At 67.2% G+C, this 17,609-nt stretch carries 19 protein-coding genes; 9 read left to right on the top strand and 10 right to left on the bottom strand.

Annotated elements, in window-relative coordinates; all coding sequences use genetic code 11:
• Positions 1–7 precede the first annotated feature (7 nt).
• Positions 8–280 carry a hypothetical protein gene (locus C936_RS0112930; RefSeq protein WP_018649319.1) on the top strand — a complete coding sequence of 91 codons (273 nt, stop codon included), beginning with the start codon at positions 8–10 and terminating at the stop codon, positions 278–280.
• A gap of 6 nt (positions 281–286) precedes the next feature.
• The gene (arfB, locus tag C936_RS0112925; RefSeq protein WP_018649320.1) at positions 287–706 is read left to right on the top strand and encodes an alternative ribosome rescue aminoacyl-tRNA hydrolase ArfB; all 420 of its coding nucleotides are present in this window, start codon (positions 287–289) and stop codon (positions 704–706) included.
• 341 nt (positions 707–1,047) lie between these two features.
• On the opposite strand, the gene C936_RS0112920 is transcribed toward arfB, so the two are convergent.
• On the bottom strand, positions 1,048–1,773 hold the full coding sequence (locus C936_RS0112920) for an HAD family hydrolase (protein ID WP_018649321.1): 726 nt from the start codon (positions 1,771–1,773) through the stop codon (positions 1,048–1,050).
• A gap of 113 nt (positions 1,774–1,886) precedes the next feature.
• Here C936_RS0112920 and C936_RS0112915 point away from each other — a divergent pair, with 113 nt between their 5' ends.
• Both C936_RS0112915 and C936_RS0112910 read left to right on the top strand, forming a co-directional pair.
• Positions 1,887–2,480 (top strand): cytochrome b, encoded by a 594-nt coding sequence (locus C936_RS0112915; protein WP_018649322.1) that lies wholly within the window; start codon positions 1,887–1,889, stop codon positions 2,478–2,480.
• Positions 2,481–2,508: 28 nt separating this feature from the next.
• Complete coding sequence (locus C936_RS0112910) at positions 2,509–4,104, top strand: hypothetical protein (protein ID WP_018649323.1); 1,596 nt, start codon at positions 2,509–2,511, stop codon at positions 4,102–4,104.
• Here C936_RS0112910 and C936_RS0112905 read toward each other — a convergent pair.
• The 5 genes from C936_RS0112905 to arsS all read right to left on the bottom strand — a co-directional run bounded on the left by C936_RS0112905 (position 4,101) and on the right by arsS (position 9,040).
• The gene (locus tag C936_RS0112905; RefSeq protein ID WP_018649324.1) at positions 4,101–5,441 is read right to left on the bottom strand and encodes a TlpA disulfide reductase family protein; all 1,341 of its coding nucleotides are present in this window, start codon (positions 5,439–5,441) and stop codon (positions 4,101–4,103) included. The two genes, C936_RS0112910 and C936_RS0112905, sit on opposite strands and share 4 nt — an antisense overlap.
• A 76-nt stretch (positions 5,442–5,517) precedes the next feature.
• Positions 5,518–6,588 carry a succinylglutamate desuccinylase/aspartoacylase family protein gene (locus tag C936_RS0112900; protein WP_018138408.1) on the bottom strand — a complete coding sequence of 357 codons (1,071 nt, stop codon included), beginning with the start codon at positions 6,586–6,588 and terminating at the stop codon, positions 5,518–5,520.
• A complete protein-coding gene (gene rimK / locus C936_RS0112895; protein ID WP_018138409.1) occupies positions 6,588–7,493 on the bottom strand; it encodes a 30S ribosomal protein S6--L-glutamate ligase in 906 nt (301 codons plus the stop codon). The genes C936_RS0112900 and rimK overlap by 1 nt, the downstream gene beginning before the upstream one ends.
• Positions 7,490–7,987: an ATP-dependent zinc protease gene (locus tag C936_RS0112890; protein WP_018138410.1), complete on the bottom strand. Its 498-nt coding sequence runs from the start codon at positions 7,985–7,987 to the stop codon at positions 7,490–7,492. Before C936_RS0112890 ends, rimK begins: the two co-directional genes overlap by 4 nt.
• A gap of 93 nt (positions 7,988–8,080) precedes the next feature.
• Positions 8,081–9,040, bottom strand: coding sequence for an arsenosugar biosynthesis radical SAM (seleno)protein ArsS (gene arsS, locus C936_RS0112885; RefSeq protein WP_018138411.1), 960 nt, complete (start codon positions 9,038–9,040; stop codon positions 8,081–8,083).
• Positions 9,041–9,154: 114 nt separating this feature from the next.
• Between arsS and C936_RS0112880 the strand changes: the two genes are divergently transcribed.
• Complete coding sequence (locus C936_RS0112880) at positions 9,155–10,129, top strand: arsenic resistance protein (protein ID WP_018649325.1); 975 nt, start codon at positions 9,155–9,157, stop codon at positions 10,127–10,129.
• Between the two features lie 29 nt (positions 10,130–10,158).
• Here C936_RS0112880 and C936_RS0112875 read toward each other — a convergent pair whose 3' ends face one another.
• The 3 genes from C936_RS0112875 to sohB form a co-directional block, all read right to left on the bottom strand.
• Entirely contained in the window at positions 10,159–11,490 is a 1,332-nt protein-coding gene (locus tag C936_RS0112875) for an ethylbenzene dehydrogenase-related protein (protein ID WP_018174120.1), read from the bottom strand.
• Positions 11,491–11,608: 118 nt separating this feature from the next.
• A complete protein-coding gene (locus tag C936_RS0112870) occupies positions 11,609–12,109 on the bottom strand; it encodes a DsrE family protein (RefSeq protein WP_018138414.1) in 501 nt (166 codons plus the stop codon).
• Positions 12,110–12,171: 62 nt separating this feature from the next.
• Positions 12,172–13,254, bottom strand: coding sequence for a protease SohB (gene sohB / locus C936_RS0112865; protein ID WP_018649326.1), 1,083 nt, complete (start codon positions 13,252–13,254; stop codon positions 12,172–12,174).
• A 50-nt stretch (positions 13,255–13,304) separates the two neighbouring features.
• Between sohB and C936_RS0112860 the strand changes: the two genes are divergently transcribed.
• The 4 genes from C936_RS0112860 to C936_RS0112845 all read left to right on the top strand — a co-directional run bounded on the left by C936_RS0112860 (position 13,305) and on the right by C936_RS0112845 (position 17,033).
• Positions 13,305–13,694 (top strand): hypothetical protein, encoded by a 390-nt coding sequence (locus C936_RS0112860; RefSeq protein ID WP_017925307.1) that lies wholly within the window; start codon positions 13,305–13,307, stop codon positions 13,692–13,694.
• A 129-nt stretch (positions 13,695–13,823) separates the two neighbouring features.
• A complete protein-coding gene (locus C936_RS0112855) occupies positions 13,824–14,726 on the top strand; it encodes a LysR family transcriptional regulator (protein ID WP_255325698.1) in 903 nt (300 codons plus the stop codon).
• Between the two features lie 89 nt (positions 14,727–14,815).
• Entirely contained in the window at positions 14,816–16,600 is a 1,785-nt protein-coding gene (locus C936_RS0112850; protein ID WP_018649328.1) for an N-acetylglutaminylglutamine amidotransferase, read from the top strand.
• 7 nt (positions 16,601–16,607) lie between these two features.
• A complete protein-coding gene (locus C936_RS0112845; RefSeq protein ID WP_018649329.1) occupies positions 16,608–17,033 on the top strand; it encodes a DUF488 domain-containing protein in 426 nt (141 codons plus the stop codon).
• Positions 17,034–17,037: 4 nt separating this feature from the next.
• On the opposite strand, the gene moaB is transcribed toward C936_RS0112845, so the two are convergent.
• Positions 17,038–17,574, bottom strand: coding sequence for a molybdenum cofactor biosynthesis protein B (moaB, locus tag C936_RS0112840; protein ID WP_018174116.1), 537 nt, complete (start codon positions 17,572–17,574; stop codon positions 17,038–17,040).
• Between the last annotated feature and the right edge of the window lie 35 nt (positions 17,575–17,609).

The following is a 17,609-nucleotide window of genomic DNA, read 5'->3' as shown; positions in this document are numbered from 1 at the left end:
GGCAGTGATGCTGGCGCTGGGGGCTAGCGGTTGCGCGGTGCACAAGACCGAGACGCGTGCCGACGGGCCGGAGCCGCGTCCGGGTACGGTCAAGCAGATGAACCCGTTTCTGCACTTCCTGGAAACCCGACCGAGCCCCGACGAGTTCGAGCGCGTCTACCCGGACGTGACCCTGGTGTTGCCCGGCGAGATCGCGACCCACGAGTATCGCCAGGACAACTCGCGCTTTTTCGCCGAGCTGGATGACGAGGGCCGAATCAAGGACGGCGACTTTCGCTGATCGACGATGTCCTTGCGCATTTCCAACAGCGTCGCGTTGCCCGAAGACGAGATCGAGCTGACCGCGATCCGGGCACAGGGCGCGGGCGGGCAGAACGTGAACAAGGTCGCCTCGGCCATCCACCTGCGTTTCGACATCCGCGCCTCCAGCCTGCCCGACGTTTACAAGCAGCGTCTGCTGCGCCGCCGTGACCAGCGCATCAGCAAGGATGGTGTGGTGGTGATCAAGGCTCAGCAGTACCGCGCCCAGGAGGCCAACCGCGAGGATGCGCTGGAGCGCCTGGCCGAACTCCTGCGCGACGCCGGCCGGCCGATCAAGACGCGCAAGCCGACCCGTCCCACACGTGCCTCCAAGCTGCGTCGGCTAGAGGGCAAGACCCACCGTGGCCGCAAGAAGGCCCTGCGCGGCCGCGTCGATCCCGACTGAGAGGGTGGGGCTGCGGCGATGGACGCCTGGGGAGACGCTGATTGAATCGCACGTCCGCGCTCGAGTCGCTTTTGCGTGCGAACAAGGCGCGGTGACTGCGGTGCAGTCGTTCTGCACAAGGGAACCGCAACGCTGTGCGCGCGCCCGGTTTTGATCAACAACGGGCGGCCGAGCCCCTGCTTTCAATGGCTTGTGGGGTTGGTGCCCCCTGTTCCCCGATCCTGCGTTGCGCCCCGCATTCATCAAAAACGGGCGGGTAGAACCACTACCCGCTGCACGACGCGCCTTGTCTCGGAGAACAGGGGGCACCAACGCGGACGTGCGATTCAATCAGCGTCTCCCTAGTCGATCCCGAGATGCCGCGGCAGCTGGCCCAGGCGGCCCAGTGTCAGTATTGGTCGGGGGCGCCCGTGTTCCCAGGGCAGCGCGTCGGGATTGAACCAGGCGGCCTGAAACCCCGCGTTCAGGGCTCCCAGGACGTCGCTGGTGCTGTCATCCCCCACATGCAGGATCTGCTTGGCCTCGACGCTGGCCTGCTCGCGGGCCTGGGCGAAGATCACCGGGTCGGGCTTGGCCGCGCCGGCCTCACCCGCCGCGATCGCAAAGTCGAAGTGGCGCCCCAGGGGGGTGCGAAAGACATCGGCATTGCCGTTGCTGATCGCGCCCAGCCGGAAGTGACGCGACAGCGTGGCGAGCACGCCATCCGCCTCGGGGAAGGGCGTCACCTCGTTGCGCGCATGCCAGAACACCGCGAATCCCTCGCCCGAGAGCAGATCGGGACAGCAGCCGCAATCCGTGGCCAGCCGGCGCAGCCAGCGCTTGCGCAGGCCGGTCAGGTCGTGGCGCTCGCTCTGCGGGGCCGCGCGCATGAAGGTGGCCCGTTCAGCAATCAGGGCCTGCGGATCAAAGCGTTCGCAGACCACCGGCGCGTGCTCGCGCAGCCAGGCGTAGAAGCGCGCCTCCGCATGGTGGATCACCGGCATCACCGGCCACAGCGTGTCGTCGAGGTCGAACGTCAGGCAGCGTACGCCGGTCAGCGGCGTGGGGTTGGGGATGGAGGATCGCATCCTCAAAGCATAATGGCCCGGTACGGCCAATGGGGGATATCGTCAGCCGGGCTGGGGTTGCGGGCATGCTGTGGGGGCGGCATGTTGGGGGCATACACGAACGGGAGTGCGGGATGGAGACGGACAATACCGGAGTGTGGCCGCGTTACGCCCTGAGCCAGCGGATCGTGCACTGGGCGGTCGCCGTGCTGGTGCTGGGTGCGCTGGCGCTGGGCGGGACCATCGGCTGGTATGGCTTCGAGGGTCTCCAGGAGCGCTTTGGCGAAGGCACGACCGACACCATCTACACCTGGCACAAGAGCTTCGGCGTGCTGGTGCTGCTGCTGATGCTGGTGCGTGTGGGCCTGCGCCTGCGTCACGGCAAACCACCCTACGCGGTCGCGTTGCCGCCGGCTCAGCGCATTGCCGCGGAGTCGGTCCACGGGCTGCTGTATCTGCTGCTGATCGTGATGCCGGTAATCGGCTGGTGGGCCACGGCCGCCGGCGGCTACCCGGTGCAGCTGGGTCCGCTGATCCTGCCGGGGCTGTTCCCGGAAAACGAGGCGCTGTCGGAGACCCTGTTCGCCTGGCACCAGATCCTGGGGATCACCCTTCTGGTGCTGGCACTGGGTCATATCTCGGCGGCCCTGTACCACTGGCGTGTGCGACGGGATGGTGTCCTGCAGCGGATGACGTTCGGTTCCCCGCAGCGCGAGCGTGTACATTGATCAGTGTTTCCCTAATGCCCGTCCGCCCGTGATTCGACTGCTGCTGACCCTCGCGGCACTCAACCTCGTGCTGCTGGGACTGGATGTGCCCCGGTACGCGGGTATCGGCCCGCACTGGCTGGCCTGGGAGGCGGTCCTGCTGGTCGGGCTGTTTGCGCTGCTGTCCTCTGGGCGGATGGCGCGCGCGCTGGCCTGGCTGGCCGGATTCGTTCTGCTGGCGCTGGTGGTGCTGGCGCTGTTCGATGCCCTGACCCGCGTCAGTCTGGTGCGCCCCCTGAACGTAATGCAGGACTGGATCCTGCTGGACGCCGTCTACCGGCTGGTGACCGGCAACCTGGATGTCTGGGCCACCGTGGCGCTGGCCGGTGTCCTGATCGTGGGGCTGGTCGCGGTGATCGCGGGCGCGGGCCGCGGGTTGTTCGCGCTGACCGCGCATCCGGAGCGTCTCCGCCGAGTACCCCTGTCCGTTGCGGTCGGTCTGCTCACGCTTGGATTGGTGGGGGCGGTCGTCTCCGCACGGGGTGCGGCACCGCCGGGTACGGCCGCGCCCGGGCTCGTTTCGGTCCAGGAGCAGATCGTGGCCGGGCAGGAGGCGCTGGCGGAGAACCGGGCGTTTCGCGAGCGCCTGGCACAGACCCGCGAGCAGGCCGAGGGGCGCCCTCTGCCAGGCCTTGGTGACGTGGACGTGATCCTGGGGCTGGTGGAGTCCTACGGGGTCTCGGCGGTGTTCGACGAGCGCTATGCCCCGGTGATTGTGCCGAGCCTCGAGTCCATCGGCGAGCAGCTCGACGCCGCGGACCTGCATGTGGTGACCGGCGTGCTGGAGGCCCCGATCGCGGGTGGACAGTCCTGGCTGGCGCAGGCCTCGCTGCTCACGGGCCTGCAGGTGCGTTACGCCGGACATTACGACGCCCTGCAGGCGCAGACCCGCGACACCCTGGTGCAGGACTTTCAGGCGACCGGGCACGAGACGACCATGCTGGCCCCGGCGATCCAGCTCGACTGGCCGGAGGGGCAGTGGTTTCGCTGGGACCGGATCGTCGACAAGCACGGATTCGACTACGCCGGGCCGCCGTTTTTCTGGGTGACCATGCCGGATCAGTACACCTGGTCGTTCTTCGAGCGCGAGATCCGCGGGCCCTCGGAACGCCCGGTATTCGCGATGCTGGCCCTGATCAGTTCGCATGCGCCGTGGACCCCGATCCTGCCGGTGCTGGAGGACTGGGAGGCGGTCGGGGACGGCGCGGTCTTCGACGAGTGGGCTGGCAAAGGGCCGACACCAGAGGGGCTGTGGCGGGACTTCGATCGCGTGCGCGAGTACTACGCGGAGTCCGTGCGCTATTCGCTGGAGGTGACCGGGGGCTATGCGGCGCGGTATGCGGACGAGGACACGCTGTTTTTCATGCTGGGCGATCACCAGCCGGCCGCCCTGGTGACTGGTCAGGACGCTAGCTGGGCCGTGCCCGTGCATATCATCAGCGGCGATCCGGCCTTGCTGGAGCCGTTTCGCGAATACGGGTTCGTCCCGGGCATGCAGCCGCCCTCGGAGCGGGCGGAGCATGGCTTTGACGCCCTGCGCGAGTGGCTGCGCGAGGCGTTCGGGACGCCCCCGGGTTCGGACTAGTCGTCACCTTCCGGGGCTTCGTAGTCTTCCTCGAGCAGCTCGCGCATCTGGTCGACGACCCCGGGCTCGGTCCACTCGATCGCGCCGAACAGGTAGTAGCGCAGGTTGCCCTCGCGGTCGACGACATAGCTGGTGGGGTAGGCCATCGCGCGCCAGTCGTTCAGCGACTCCTGGTCCGGATCGAGCAGGATGGTGAACTCCGTTTGCACCTCGTTCTCGATGAAGTCCCGGATGGTCTCTTCGTCCTCGCCAAGATTCACCGCGAGGATGCGAAAGCCCTGTTCGCGCAGCTCGTCTTCCAGCAGCTGCATCGACGGCATTTCGTGCACGCAGGGCGGACACCAGCTGGCCCAGAAGTTGATCAGCACGACCTCGCCACGATAGTCCTCCAGACGGTGCTCTTCGCCGGCCAGGTCCGGGCGGACCAGTTCGGGCGCCGTGACGGGTTCGTCCAGCGTATCCAGCTGGACGTCGCCGCCGGTGGGCGTGTTCACGCTCAGGTCCAGGTCGTCGGATGCGGCGGCGGTGCGCGCGGCCGGCAGGCGACGCAACAGGTCCATGCCGTAGACGAGCTCCTGGTGAAAGATCTCGCGTGCCAGGAGTTCAGCCTCCATTGCATCGGGGCGGAAGAAGAACCGGTCACGCAGCTCGGGCAGCAGGCGCGCCCCGACGGAGCTGCCTCCGTCGCTCAGGGTCGAACGAATCAGCCCCAGGTGCTGGAACTGCGGGGACAGCATGGGCTGGATGATGTAGATCGGCAGGTTGGTGACGCCGACGATGGGTTGCATCTCGGCCTCGTCGGTGTCCACGCCGGTGTGCAGGTACGGGCTCATCATGATCAGCCCCGCGAGGTGTTCTGCCTCGGGGTGCTCCTCCTGCCAGTGATACAGGCCCGTGAGCAGCCAGGGCAGGGCGCGGTCATTGCCGAACACGAACACCGCACGCTCGTCCTCCGCGTGTGCGGCCTCGATCAGGTCGCCCACGGTCTCGATCGGCATCTCGTCGAAGCTGGAGGCGGCCTCCGGCAGGAAATGCCCGGCGAACGGGTCCGCCAGCCAGACCTCGACGCCGGCAGCCTGAAGCGCCAGGGCCTGCTGCCGGTGGCCGTCCAGTAGCCCGTGCTCGGACGGGAACCACAGCAGCACCGCCTCGCCATCGGCGGGGTAGCGCTCGACCGGGATCTCGGCCCCGCCCGCATCGATGCTGGTGGCGGCCGAGACCGCGCCGGTCTGGGCATCGTCCGGGGTCTCTTCGGCAAGCTCTTGTGCCAGGGCGGGGCTGGCACACAGGGCGCCAGTCAGGAGCAGGGCACTGAGCCACAGGGGCAGACGGATCATGGGCAGGGTTCTAATGGAATAGGTTCAGTTCCTAGACGCGACCGCTGCGGGTTTTGATCCCCCGCGAGTGTGAACGTCAGGGCGTTTCCGGGCGCGGGGCGTCGGCGTAGGGGTAGTCGCTGGCCTCGAGGTTTTCCTGGAAGGTCTCCAGGCGCTCCACCGCCAGATCGGTCCGGTTGAACTGGGCGATATGGAACAGGGCATCGCCCTCGTTGATCAGCGGCAGGTTGAGCTGGCCGATGATGATCCCCGAGGCCGGGGCGAGGACCTCGGTCTCGGTCTCGCCGAAGGGGTCGGAGACGATCGCCAGGCGCGTCTGGTCGCGGACCACGCGGTCGCCCTGACGGACGAAGCTGCGCAGGATGCCGCTTTGCGGGGCGCGTACCCAGCCGCTGGTGCGAGCCATGATCGGCTCGCGCGGGGTGCGCCGCCGGCTCGCCGGCAGCATGCCAAGATGCCGCATGACCTCGATGATCCCGTGCACGCCGCCGCGGATGGACAGCTCGTCGAAGCGCAGTGCCTCGCCAGCCTCGTACAGCAGGATCGGGGTGTCCCGCTCCGCCGCGGCCTCGCGCAGGGAGCCGTCGCGCAGCGCGGAATTCAGGATCACCGGCGCGCCGAATGCGCGCGCCAGCGTCTGTGTCTCCGGGTGGTCGAGGTTGGCCCGGATCTGCGGCAGGTTGGAACGATGGATCGCCCCGGTATGCAGATCGATCCCGTGGGTGCTGCGGTGGACGATTTCGCGCATGAACAGCCGTGCGACCCGGGCCCCCAGCGAGCCCTTGGGCGAGCCGGGGAAACAGCGATTCAGGTCGCGGCGGTCGGGCAGGTAGCGGCTCTGGTTGATGAAGCCGTGCATGTTGACCACGGGAATGGTCAGCAGCGTGCCGCGCATGCGCCGCAGTGCCGGGATCTTCAGCAGGCGGCGGATGATCTCCACGCCGTTGATCTCGTCGCCATGGATGGCGGCGCTGATGAACAGCACCGGCCCCTTGCGTCGTCCGCAGAGCACCTGCACGGGCATATTGGTCGGGGTGTGGGTGTACAGGGCGCCGAGCTGCAGTTCCACCGTGCGGCGCTCACCCGGGCGGACGGTCGTCCCGCCGATCGTGATCGGGTCGTTCCGGTCGGCCCGGGGCGTGGCCATCAGCCACGGCCCTTGGTCTTGGTGCGGTTCGGCTTGGCGTTCTTCTCGATGAAGTCGATGATCATGCCGGCCACGTCCTTTCCGGAGGCGTTTTCGATTCCTTCCAGCCCCGGCGAGGAGTTCACCTCCATCACCACCGCGCCGTGGTTGGAGCGCAAAAGGTCCACGCCGCAGACGTTCAGCCCCATCACCTTGGCCGCGCGCACCGCCGTGGCCCGCTCCTCGGGGGTGATGCGGCACAGGCTCGCGCTGCCACCGCGATGCAGGTTGGAGCGAAACTCGCCTTCCTTCGCCTGGCGCTTCATCGAGGCGACGACCTTGTCGCCGATCACCAGGCAGCGAATGTCCGAGCCCTTGGCCTCCTTGATGTACTCCTGCACCAGGATGTGCTGCTTCAGACCCATGAAGGCCTGGATTACGCTCTCCGCTGCCTGATTGGTCTCGGCCAGCACGACCCCCAGCCCCTGAGTGCCCTCCAGCAGCTTGATCACGGCAGGCGCGCCGCCGACGGTGGCCAGCAGATCGTCGATGTCATCGGGGGAGTGGGCAAACCCGGTCACCGGGAGCCCGATGCCGCGGCGCGAGAGCAGTTGCAGGCTGCGCAGCTTGTCGCGCGAGCGCGAGATGGCCACCGACTCGTTCAGCGGATAGACGCTCATCATCTCGAACTGGCGCAGCACCGCGGTACCGTAGAAGGTGATGGAGGCGCCAATACGCGGGATGACGGCGTTGAACTGGTCGAGCACATCGCCCTTGTAGTGAATCTGGGGCTTGTGTGCGGTGATGTTCATGTAGCAGCGCAGCGGGTCCACCACGCGGATTTCGTGGCCGCGTTCCTGGGCGGCCTCGACCAGGCGCCGGGTGGAGTAGAGCTTGCTGTTGCGCGAGAGGATTCCGATCTTCATTCGGGCGTGGGTTCCGGTGTTGCAAGATGTGGAGCGGGACGCCCGAGCAGGAATGAGGCCTGGGGGTCGACCAGAAAGCGACCCCGCATGGCCTCGCGCCCGAGCAGCATACGAAACCGCATGGTATCGCGGCTGGTCAGGGAGAGTTCCAGAGGGATCACTCGATCACCGATTTTTGCGCGGGTGGCAATGAAGTAACGCTCGCCGGTATGGCCGCCGGAGTCGGTGACGTTCCGGACATCCAGTACCGGGGCTTCGCACCAGGCTTCCGTCTCGGCATCCTGCTGATAGGGATGGATGCCAAAGCGCACCCACTCACGCCCGTTGCGGGTGAAACTCTCGATATAGAAGGCATGCAGCGCGGAGCTGCGCGCGCCGGTATCCACCTTGCACTTGATGGCTCCGAGGCCGAGATCCGGCAGGCCGACCCACTCGCGCCAGCCGAGCACATCTTCGGCCCGCGCCGATAAATTGAAATGAGGCGGGCGATTCATGAGTCTCCCGATGAATTGGGTCCGGCCCCCACTATAACGAAACGAATGGACCTCCGGATGCTGACGCCCGGAGCCCTCACCGCTCCGTTACCTTTACAGCGCCCCGCCGCAGCTGGAGCCCTGGCCGGCCGTGCACCCGTAGCAATGGTCGCCGACCGCGATCGGTGCCTGCGCCAGGTGCTCTGGCGTCAGCTCGCCGATGTACACGCGACGGCCCCGACCGGCCCCCAGGGGCAACTCCAGCATCTGGTTGAAGTCGCAGTCGTGCACGTACCCCTGCCAGTCGACCGAGACGAGTGTCCGACACATGACGGCTGCGAGGTTAGACGACTGATAGGCGTTTCGCAGTGTCTGCATGTACGTGTTGTAACGGCCTTCCCGCGCAAGTGTCTTGGCGAAGCGGTGGATCGGCATGTTGGTGATCGTGAACAGCGCGTTGAAGCGGATGCCGTATTCGCGCTCGAGATGCTCGTGATAGGCGGCCTCCAGTTCGGCCTGTGGCGGCGGCAGGCTGGGGCCCTGCGGGTTGTACACCAGATTGAGGCGGAGCCCGCTGCCGGGGTCGCCGTAGCCCAGGGCATTGAGCTGCTTCAGGCCGGCGAGGCTTCGCTCGAACACGCCGTCGCCTCGCTGGGCATCGACATTCTCTTCCAGATAGCAGGGGAGCGAGGCCACGATCTCGACGCCCTGTTCGGCCAGAAAAGCTGCCAGATCTTCCTGCCCGGGTTCACCGAGGATGGTCAGGTTGCAGCGATCCATCACGTGTATCCCGCGCTGGCGGGCGGCGCGGACCAGGTCGCGAAAGCCGGGATTCAGTTCCGGGGCGCCACCGGTCAGGTCCAGGGTCTGGACGTCGCAGCGATCGCAGCAGGCGAGCAGTTCGTCGATCACCTCTGGCGGCATGATCTCGCGCCGGTTCGGCCCGGCGTTCACATGGCAGTGAAAGCAGGTCTGGTTGCAGACATAGCCGAGGTTGGCCTGCAGGGTCTCCAGCCGCGCCCGGGTCAGGGGCGGGAAATCGTGGTAGGCCACCAAAGGCTCCTGCTGGATCATCACATCCCCTGCACGGTGCGGATACGTACGCAAAGCAACACCCTAAGCCTGACCGGTCGCGGCGCCGCCGACAACGAAGCCGGACGGCGGGTGGGGTTCTGATACCGTAGCGGGATGCTGGAACGTCTTCAGGTCTGGGTCTGTCTCGCCGCGATTGTGCTGGGGCTCGTCCTGGCCAGCCTCTGGCCAGGGCTTGGCGAGGGGCTGACCGCCTGGGTATGGATCGCGCTCGGGCTGTTGCTGTTTGTCACCTTTGCGCAGACCCCCTGGGAGGCGATCCGGCTCGCCTTTAACGATCGCCGCTTCCTGGTGGCCGCACTGGTGGGGAACTTCGTGCTGGTGCCGCTGTTGCTGATCGCCTTGCTGCCGATGGCCCCCGACGACCCGGCGATACGGCTGGGCATCCTGCTCGTGCTGCTGATGCCCTGCACCGACTGGTTCATTGCCTTTGCCCGCCAGGGCGGGGGCGATAGTGCGTGTGCCGCGGCCTTTGCGCCGGTGAGTCTTGCGGCGCAATTCCTGATGCTGCCGGTGTACCTGGCCCTCATCCTGGGGCCGGGCGAGACCGTGGGCCTTATGTCGCCGACCGTGTTCGCCGCGGCGGCGCTGCTGATCGGGCTGCCGCTGTCGGCGGCCGTTCTGCTGGAGCAGGCGCTCAGGGTGCGGGGGCGTGTGCAGGTCTGGCAGAACCGCTTCGGGGTCGCCACCGTTCCGCTGCTGGCGCTGGTGGTGGGGCTGATCGCGCTGGCGGAGGCCCCGGTGGTGTTCGAGGGCGGGCGGGAGCTGCTGGGGGTGATCCCGGTGTACCTGCTGTTTCTGGTCGGGGCGGCCGCACTGGCATGGGCCCTGGCCCGGGTATTCGCCCTGCCCATTGAGCAGGGGCGCACACTGGCGTTCAGCCTGGGTACGCGCAACTCGTTTGTCGTGCTGCCGGTGGCGCTGGCACTGCCGGAGGCCCTGCACGCGGCCGTCATGGTCATCGTGCTGCAGTCGCTGGTCGAGCTGTTCGGGATGCTCGGCTACCTGCGCTGGATGCCGCGCCTGTTCCCCGCCCCGCAGGCACCCTCGGAACCATCCGGGTCGAGCTGACGATCAGTCCTGGGGAGACATTGGTCCCCCTAGTTCTCCAGCTGACGCAGTTCGTGCTCGATGATCAGGTCCGCGAGGCCCTCCGGATCGTGGGCGTCAAGCACGCCCAGGTCGCCATCACGCACGAGCGGGCCGCCGGCCCCGTGCGCGTCGCTGTGCAGCTTCTGGTAGGTCATCTGTCCGGGATAGAACACCGGGACCTCGGTCCATTCGAGGTCGGCGTCGTCCAGGTGTCCGTCCGTGTACTGGGCTTCGATGTCGGCCTCGCCATTGTCCAGCCCCAGCGTCAGGGGCAGCGAGACCAGATGCCAGCGGGCCCCGGTGCCGTTGTGCACGGCGAAGGCGACGTTGTAGGTATTGCCCTGTTCAAGTGCCTTGCTGTCGCGTGAGTCCGGGGCGTCGAGCGAGCGGGTCAACGCGATGCGCCAGGCCCCGTCCTGGTAGCCGCCGGTGGCCTCGATCGCGCCGCGGCTGCCACCGGGCTCGCGCAGGAAGCGCTGGGGCAGGGTGTCGCCCTCCTGCCAGTCATAGTCGGGGTCAAACGCGACCGAGTTATTTTCCGACAGGAAGTAGGGGTCGTTCTGGCCATATTCGCCCGCGACCAGGCGCTCCCAGTCGAGGGCCGGGGCGCCCACCTGGTCGGGGTCGAACATATAGGCGGGCTGCTCGGTGTCGTCGTCCCAGTTGGTGGTGAACATGCTGTCGCCCTCGGAGGCGAGGCGGTAGTGCAGCACATAGCCGTTATCCGCGTACCCCATCGGGTGGCTGCGGTGGGCCCGCCATTGCCACAGGTCGAGGAATTCGCCGTTCTCGCGCATCGCCTCGAGCTCGTCATCATCGCGGATGGCGTCCCAGGAGACATCTTCCGGGTCATCGGTTTCGCGGGTCTGCGGCAGGTATTTGCGCACATCGCTGCGGCCCATCGCTTCGCCCAGCTTGGGGTGTTCGCGCACGTCGTCGCGATCCACCTCCGAGCTCAGGCTGCGCATGCCTTCGTGTGCCGTCATCCAGCCACCAAGGCGCATGAAGTCGTCGACCGAGCCGTCGTCCAGCATCATCGAGATGCGGTCTTCGTACAGGCCGTGCTCGTCCGGCTCCGGGCCGCCGGAGCCGTAGCGCACCCATTCGCCATCCTCGTAGCGCCAGTACTGGTGATACCAGCTGGGGCTGTTGGTTTCGTACTCGTAGTGAATCCGGATGCGGTCCCCGTTGTAGACTGCTGCCACGCGCAACACGCCCTGGCTGTCCTCGGCCCCTGGGATGTAGACATTCTGATCAGGGTCGCTCTTCCGCGGTTCGTCGGCCAGAACCAGGGTGGGGCCGGTGGCTGCGATCAGGAGGGCAAGCAGGCGTCGTTTCATGAGCGGGGATTCCTTGGGGTGCTATCGATGGGGCGTAGGGAGGCTTGCTCGGGGCAGCCATTGAAGGGGCGTTAACAGGCAGACACCAGGGTTCTGGCGTCTGCCTGCAGGCGGGGCCTCACTGCATCAGCAGGTAGCCCTCGTGCTGCAGTTCGATGATCTCGGCGTCGGCCATGGGCACCAGGTTCACAAAGCCGTGGACGTCTTCGTGGTCGATGCCGCGCAGCCGGGCGGAGGCCTCACACATGCGGAACTCGATGACGCCGCCTTCACTGAGGGACTTGGCGCGACGCATGGTTTCCTCGCGCTCCTCGAACTGGTCGCGCGTGAAGAACGGGACCTCGCGGCCATGCAAAACCAGCACGATGTGGGCCTCGAACGGATCGGACTCGTAGACGTTGTTCAGCATGCTGACGCGATCGAGCACCATGTTCAGCTCGTCTTCGGTATCCACATAGACGTCGTAGACCACCTTTCGTGGCTCGTATTCGCGGTCCATCATCTCGGCCGAGCCCCAGGGCATCTTGTCGTCCGCACTGCCCGCCAGCGGCAACGCGAACAGGGCAATGCCGGCAAGCAGGCAGAGCAAAAAAGCAGGGGTGCGGGAGCGATGTTGCATGGTCGTGTCCTCCGGGTCGGTTCTTGATGTTGGACGACTGGGGGTGGGCGCTTCTTCCCCGGTTATAGCCGTTCATGAGGAGCGCTGCCGCGCAGCGCACGCTCGACGATGGATTCCATCGCCAGCGTGACGCGTCGGCTCAGGCGCTGCGGGCGCGTATAGGTAATCTCGAACAGGTCGGCCTCGCGGCTGGTCTCCAGCAGCAGATCATCGCTGGTTCGCAGTTCATCGGCCAGGCCCAGGTCGTGTGCCTGTTCGCCGTACCAGTGCTCGCCGGTTGCCACTTTCTCCAGGTCCAGGGATGGGCGGTAGCGGGAAAGAAACGTCTTGAACTGGTCGTGCGCCTCGTCCAGCTGCTCGCGGAACTTGCGCCGGCCCTCGTCCGTGTTCTCCCCGAGTACGGTCAGGGTGCGCTTGTATTCGCCCGCGGTCAGCAGTTCGACATCGATGTCATGACGCTCCAGCCAGCGGTGGAGGTTCGGAATCTGGGCTACGACCCCGATCGACCCCAGCACCGCGAAGGGTGCCGCCACAATGCGGTTTGCCACGGCGGCCATCATGTACCCGCCGCTGGCCGCGACACGATCCACCGCGACGGTCAGGTCCAGTCCCTGGTCGCGCAGGCGGGCCAGTTGCGAGGCGGCCAGGCCGTACGACGGGACGAGCCCGCCCGGGCTTTCCAGACATACGATCACCCGGTCCTGCTCGGGGCGGGCGAGGGTCAGGATTGCGGTGACCTCCTCGCGCAGGCTGTCGACGCTGGAGGCGCGGATGTCGCCGTTGAAGTGCAGCACATACACCCTGGGCCGTTCCTGTTCGCCGGAATCCGGGCCGGGGTGTTCGGTCGGGGTTTCCGGCTTTGGCGCTTCGGTGGATTCGCCTTCGCCGGGCGAGGAATCGCTGCCGCGCCATCCCAGCTTCTTGCGCAGCCGGGCCCGCCAGGTCGCGCTTCCCTCGACCGCGTGGCGAATGGTTTTCTCCATGCGGCGATAGCGATCGTTCAGCTTGCGTACCGTCAGGCGGTCCGGCCGCCTCTCGCGGCTCTTGGCGACCACCCCCGCCACGGCGCTCACGAAGATCAGCACCACTACGAGGGCGGTCACGAGTTTGGCGAAGAACAGCCCGTATTCCTGTAACAATTCCATCCGTGTCGTCCTGTTCCGTCGGCCGGCTTTCGGCATGCCATAATGCCAGCATGAGGATCGAAAGCGACGAAGACCCCCGTAGTGCAGGACTGTTTCCCGGGCGTGAGGGTTCCGCCAGCGCGACCCCGCCGGAACCGATTATTCATGCGGGGTACGCCACCCTGAGCCTGCGTCAGATCGACGAATGGAACGGCGTGCCCAAGGGCACGGCCTTTCGTCTATTTAAGGCGCAAAAGGACCAGCTGCGCGAGGGGCAGGACTTTTTCTACATCCCCGAGGGCAAGGACCCGGAGCTGACCGAGACCCTGCGCATGGATGGCCGGATCTACCCCTCCACGGTCCATCTGCTGCTGATGACCACGACCGCCTGCGCGCGGATGCGCGAGGAATGGCATCGGCGTATCCACAAGACCGGCTGCGGGTGCCCCGAGGAACACTAGGATGAATCGGGCGGCGTTTGGTTCGATGCTGTGTGCTGAGAAGCCGCGGCAGTGGCGGTGCAGCCTGTCACCAGAACGGGGCCGCCGCGTCCTGGCGTGGACTCCTGGATGCCGACGTAGGCGGGTCCATTGATCCGCGTCTCCCTGGAGCAATGGCGCATGTTGCAGGCGGTGGTCGCCGCCGGCGGTTTTGCTCGTGCCGCGGAACAAGTTCACAAGAGCCCCTCCAGTGTGAATCATGCGGTGCAGAAGCTGGAAGAGCGCCTGGGCGTCGAGGTCTTCGAAGTCCAGGGCCGCAAGGCGGTGCTGACCCCGGCGGGCGAGGCGCTGCTGCGCCGTGCCGAGCACCTGCTGGAGGAGGCCGCCGAGATCGAGGCCCTGGCCGGTGCGCTCGCCGCCGGTGTGGAGTCCGAGGTGCGGCTGGCGGTGGACCAGATCCTGCCGCGGGGCCCGGTGATCCAGGCGCTGGAGCGCTTTTCCCATACCTATCCGGCCACCCGTGTCCAGTTGGAGGAGGTCGTCCTGAGCGGCGGCCCGGAACTCCTGCGCGAAGGCCGGGTGGATATCCTGATCGCGCCGGAGCTGCCGGGCGGTTATCTGGGCGTCTGGCTGGCGGATCAGATCATGGTCTGCGTGGCACACCCGGGACATCCGCTGGCCGACGGCCGACGACTGACGCGGCGGGACCTGCAGGCGCAGCGCCAGATCGTGGTGCGCGACTCCGGCGAACAGCAGGCCGGGGAGGGTGGCTGGCTCGAGGCCGACCAGCGCTGGACGGTCTCGCACATGAGTACCGCGCGCGCGATCCTGTGCTCCGGGATCGGCTTCGCCTGGCTGCCGCTGGATCGTATCGCGGAGGATCTTGAGCAGGGGTGTCTGGTCGAATTGAACCTGGAGGCAGGCACGCGCCACGAGGTGCCGTTCTACATGGCGCACGCGGATCGCGACCGCGCCGGGGCCGCCAGCCAGGCCCTGATGGAGGCCCTGGAGGCCGCCTTCGGCGGAAGCTCGTCAGAGCCCCCTGAACGGTAGGAGCCTGCCTGCAGGCGAAGCCCTGCCTGCGCCGGAGAGGAACAAGCCGGCTCCAAAACCAAGCCACCCAACCAGCAAGGAAAGAATCGATGTGCGGGATCGCGGGAGAATTCGTCTGGAGTGAACGGCGCGCCAGTGGCGAGGCCGTGGCGCGCATGCTGCCCTGCCTGGAACGGCGCGGGCCGGATGCCGACGGGCTGTGGGCCTCCGGGCGGGTGGCCCTGGGGCACCGGCGCCTGTCGATCCTGGACCTGTCGCAGCGCGCGCACCAGCCGATGTTCGACCCGGAGACCGGGCTCGCGCTGGTGTTCAACGGCGCGATCTACAACTTCCGTGCCCTGCGCAGCGAGCTGGAGGGCCGCGGCCATCGCTTCTTCTCCACCGGCGATACCGAGGTCATCCTGCGCGGCTATGCCGAGTGGGGCGAGGGCATCGTCGCCCGGCTGCACGGCATGTTTGCCTTTGCGCTGTATGACGGCCACGCCCAGCGCTTGCTGCTGGCGCGCGACCGCATGGGCATCAAGCCGCTGTATCTGGCGCGCGGTGGCGACGGCATCCGCTTCGCCTCCAACACCCAGGCGCTGCTGGCGGCGGGCGACGTGGACACCGAGCTGGATGCCGAGGCGTTGCACATGCTGTTCTCGCTGCACGCGGTGGTGCCCGCGCCGCGTACCGTGCTGCGCGGTATCCGCAAGCTGGAGCCGGGGCATTACCTCAGTATCGATGCGCGTGGGCAGGAGCGACTGCAACGTTACTGGACGCTGTATGCCCACCGCCCGGCCGAGGCCGTGTCCGACGCCGAATGGCAGGAGCGTATCGAGCACAGTCTGCGCAGCGCCGTGCGCAAGCGCCTGGAGGTGGCCGACGTGCCGGTGGGCGTGTTGCTCTCCGGAGGACTGGATTCCTCTCTGCTGGTCGCGCTGGCGATGGAGGAGGGGGCCCAGGATCTGCGCACCTTTACCGTCGGTTTCGAGGACCAGCCGGAGGAGAAGGGCTCGGAGTTCGAGTACTCCGATCCGGTCGCCGAGCGCTACGCCACCGACCACCAGGCCACGCTGATCCCCAACGACCAGGTGCTGGCGCGCCTGCCGGAGGCGGTGGGGGCGATGGCCGAGCCGATGTTCGGCCAGGACGCGGTCGCCTTCTACCTGCTGTCCGAGCAGGTCTCGCAGCATGTGAAGGTGGTGCAGTCCGGGCAGGGCGCGGACGAGGTCTTCGGTGGCTACTTCTGGTACCCGCAGATGGCCGAGGACCGTCACGGTGATTGGGTGGAACGTTTCCGTCGCCACTACTTCGACCGCGACCACCCCGAGATGGCCGAGATGCTGCGCCACCCGCCGGCGAATGACGTGACCGGCGACTGGCTGCGCGAGCAGTTCGCCGAACTCGAGACCGACCGTGCCGATTCCTTCATCGACGCGGTGCTGGCGCTGGATGTAACCACGCTGATCGTGGACGACCCGGTCAAGCGCGTGGACAACATGACCATGGCCTTCGGCCTGGAGGCGCGGGTCCCGTTCCTGGATCACGAGCTGGTGGAGACCGCCGCCGCCATGCCGCCGCACCTGAAGCTGGGCGACGGCGGCAAGGACGTGTTGCGCCGCATCGCCCGCGGGCGCCTGCCGGACGCGGTGCTGGACCGGCCCAAGGGCTACTTCCCGGTGCCGGCACTCAAATACGTGCGCGGCGACTTCCTCGAGTTCATGCGCGACATCCTGACCTCGCGCGCCTCGCGCGAGCGCGGGCTGTACCAGCCGGCCTACATCGACAAGCTGCTGGACGCCCCGGATCAGTACTTCACCCGCATCCAGGGTTCCAAGCTGTGGCATGCGGCCCTGCTCGAATACTGGCTGCAGACCCACGTGGATCGGTAAGCGCCGCATGGAACGGGTGCGGATCCGGCGCGTCTACGATCCGGTCGGGCCCGACGACGGGTGTCGTGTGCTGGTTGATCGCCTCTGGCCGCGGGGGATAAAGAAATCCACACTCGCACTGGATGCCTGGGAAAAGGCCATCGCGCCGTCCCCGGAGCTGCGCCGCTGGTTCGGTCATGACCCGGGGCGCTGGCGCGATTTCTGCCGCCGTTACCAAGCGGAACTGGGGGCGGCCCCCGAGGCCTGGGGCCGGCTACTGGGGTACGCCGGCCGTGGCCGCCTGACCCTGCTGACGGCCACGCGGGACGTGGAGCACAGCCACGCGGCGGTGTTGCGAGATCTCCTCAATGCCGAGAGGGCCGAGGAGGAGCACACCGGCGAACGTGCTTCGCCGGTGTGCTTCGCGCCTGACGAGCCCGGGACGGGGGGTTAATCGCTCAGGACTCCTTCAGGCGCGGCATCAGCATGGTCAGGTTGCAGGGCATGGTGCGGTCGTCCAGCTGGGCCTGGATGATGCGGTCCCAGGCGGTGCGGCAGGCGCCGGTGGAGCCCGGCAGCACGAAGACGTAGGTGCCGTTGGCCACGCCCGACAGCGCGCGGGATTGCAGGCTGGAGGTGCCGATCTCCTCAAAGGAGAGCATGCGGAACAGCTCGCCGAAGCCCTCGATGGTCTTGTCCAGTAGCACCGAGGCGGCCTCCGGGGTGCCGTCGCGGCCCGTGATGCCGGTGCCGCCGGTGGTTAGCACCGCGTCGATCTCCGAATCCGCAATCCAGCGCGAGAGTTCGGCGCGGATCGCGTAGATGTCGTCCCGGACCACGCGGCGCTCGGCCAGCCGGTGCCCTGCGCCCTCCAGCCGCTCCACCAGGGCATCGCCGGAGCGGTCCTCGGCCAGGGTTCGGCTGTCGGATACCGTGAGGACGGCGATGTTCAGCGGGGTCTGGACGGGGGTGGTTTCCGGGGTCTTCGCGCTCATGGGCAACGTCCTGTTGGTGTATCGTGAGCGCCCAT

It is taken from the genome of Thioalkalivibrio sp. ALJ4 (assembly GCF_000377225.1).
In the GTDB taxonomy this organism is placed as follows: Bacteria; Pseudomonadota; Gammaproteobacteria; order Ectothiorhodospirales; family Ectothiorhodospiraceae; genus Thioalkalivibrio.
Note: the sequence above shows the minus strand (reverse complement) of the source record. Positions and strands in the feature narration are given on the sequence as shown.

What these genes read in the sequence shown, in the direction of transcription:
- rimK (WP_018138409.1), bottom strand. Translation starts at nt 7,493, where the DNA reads ATGAAGATCGGAATCCTCTCGCGCAACAGCAAGCTCTACTCCACCCGG.
- C936_RS0112860 (WP_017925307.1), top strand. Translation starts at nt 13,305, where the DNA reads ATGAGGATCGAAAGCGACGAAGACCCCCGTAGTGCAGGACTGTTTCCC.
- C936_RS0112915 (WP_018649322.1), top strand. Translation starts at nt 1,887, where the DNA reads ATGGAGACGGACAATACCGGAGTGTGGCCGCGTTACGCCCTGAGCCAG.
- C936_RS0112880 (WP_018649325.1), top strand. Translation starts at nt 9,155, where the DNA reads ATGCTGGAACGTCTTCAGGTCTGGGTCTGTCTCGCCGCGATTGTGCTG.
- moaB (WP_018174116.1), bottom strand. Translation starts at nt 17,574, where the DNA reads ATGAGCGCGAAGACCCCGGAAACCACCCCCGTCCAGACCCCGCTGAAC.
- C936_RS0112845 (WP_018649329.1), top strand. Translation starts at nt 16,608, where the DNA reads ATGGAACGGGTGCGGATCCGGCGCGTCTACGATCCGGTCGGGCCCGAC.
- C936_RS0112870 (WP_018138414.1), bottom strand. Translation starts at nt 12,109, where the DNA reads ATGCAACATCGCTCCCGCACCCCTGCTTTTTTGCTCTGCCTGCTTGCC.
- C936_RS0112930 (WP_018649319.1), top strand. Translation starts at nt 8, where the DNA reads ATGCTGGCGCTGGGGGCTAGCGGTTGCGCGGTGCACAAGACCGAGACG.
- C936_RS0112905 (WP_018649324.1), bottom strand. Translation starts at nt 5,441, where the DNA reads ATGATCCGTCTGCCCCTGTGGCTCAGTGCCCTGCTCCTGACTGGCGCC.
- C936_RS0112890 (WP_018138410.1), bottom strand. Translation starts at nt 7,987, where the DNA reads ATGAATCGCCCGCCTCATTTCAATTTATCGGCGCGGGCCGAAGATGTG.
- C936_RS0112875 (WP_018174120.1), bottom strand. Translation starts at nt 11,490, where the DNA reads ATGAAACGACGCCTGCTTGCCCTCCTGATCGCAGCCACCGGCCCCACC.
- arfB (WP_018649320.1), top strand. Translation starts at nt 287, where the DNA reads ATGTCCTTGCGCATTTCCAACAGCGTCGCGTTGCCCGAAGACGAGATC.
- C936_RS0112920 (WP_018649321.1), bottom strand. Translation starts at nt 1,773, where the DNA reads ATGCGATCCTCCATCCCCAACCCCACGCCGCTGACCGGCGTACGCTGC.
- C936_RS0112850 (WP_018649328.1), top strand. Translation starts at nt 14,816, where the DNA reads ATGTGCGGGATCGCGGGAGAATTCGTCTGGAGTGAACGGCGCGCCAGT.
- C936_RS0112900 (WP_018138408.1), bottom strand. Translation starts at nt 6,588, where the DNA reads ATGGCCACGCCCCGGGCCGACCGGAACGACCCGATCACGATCGGCGGG.
- sohB (WP_018649326.1), bottom strand. Translation starts at nt 13,254, where the DNA reads ATGGAATTGTTACAGGAATACGGGCTGTTCTTCGCCAAACTCGTGACC.
- arsS (WP_018138411.1), bottom strand. Translation starts at nt 9,040, where the DNA reads ATGATCCAGCAGGAGCCTTTGGTGGCCTACCACGATTTCCCGCCCCTG.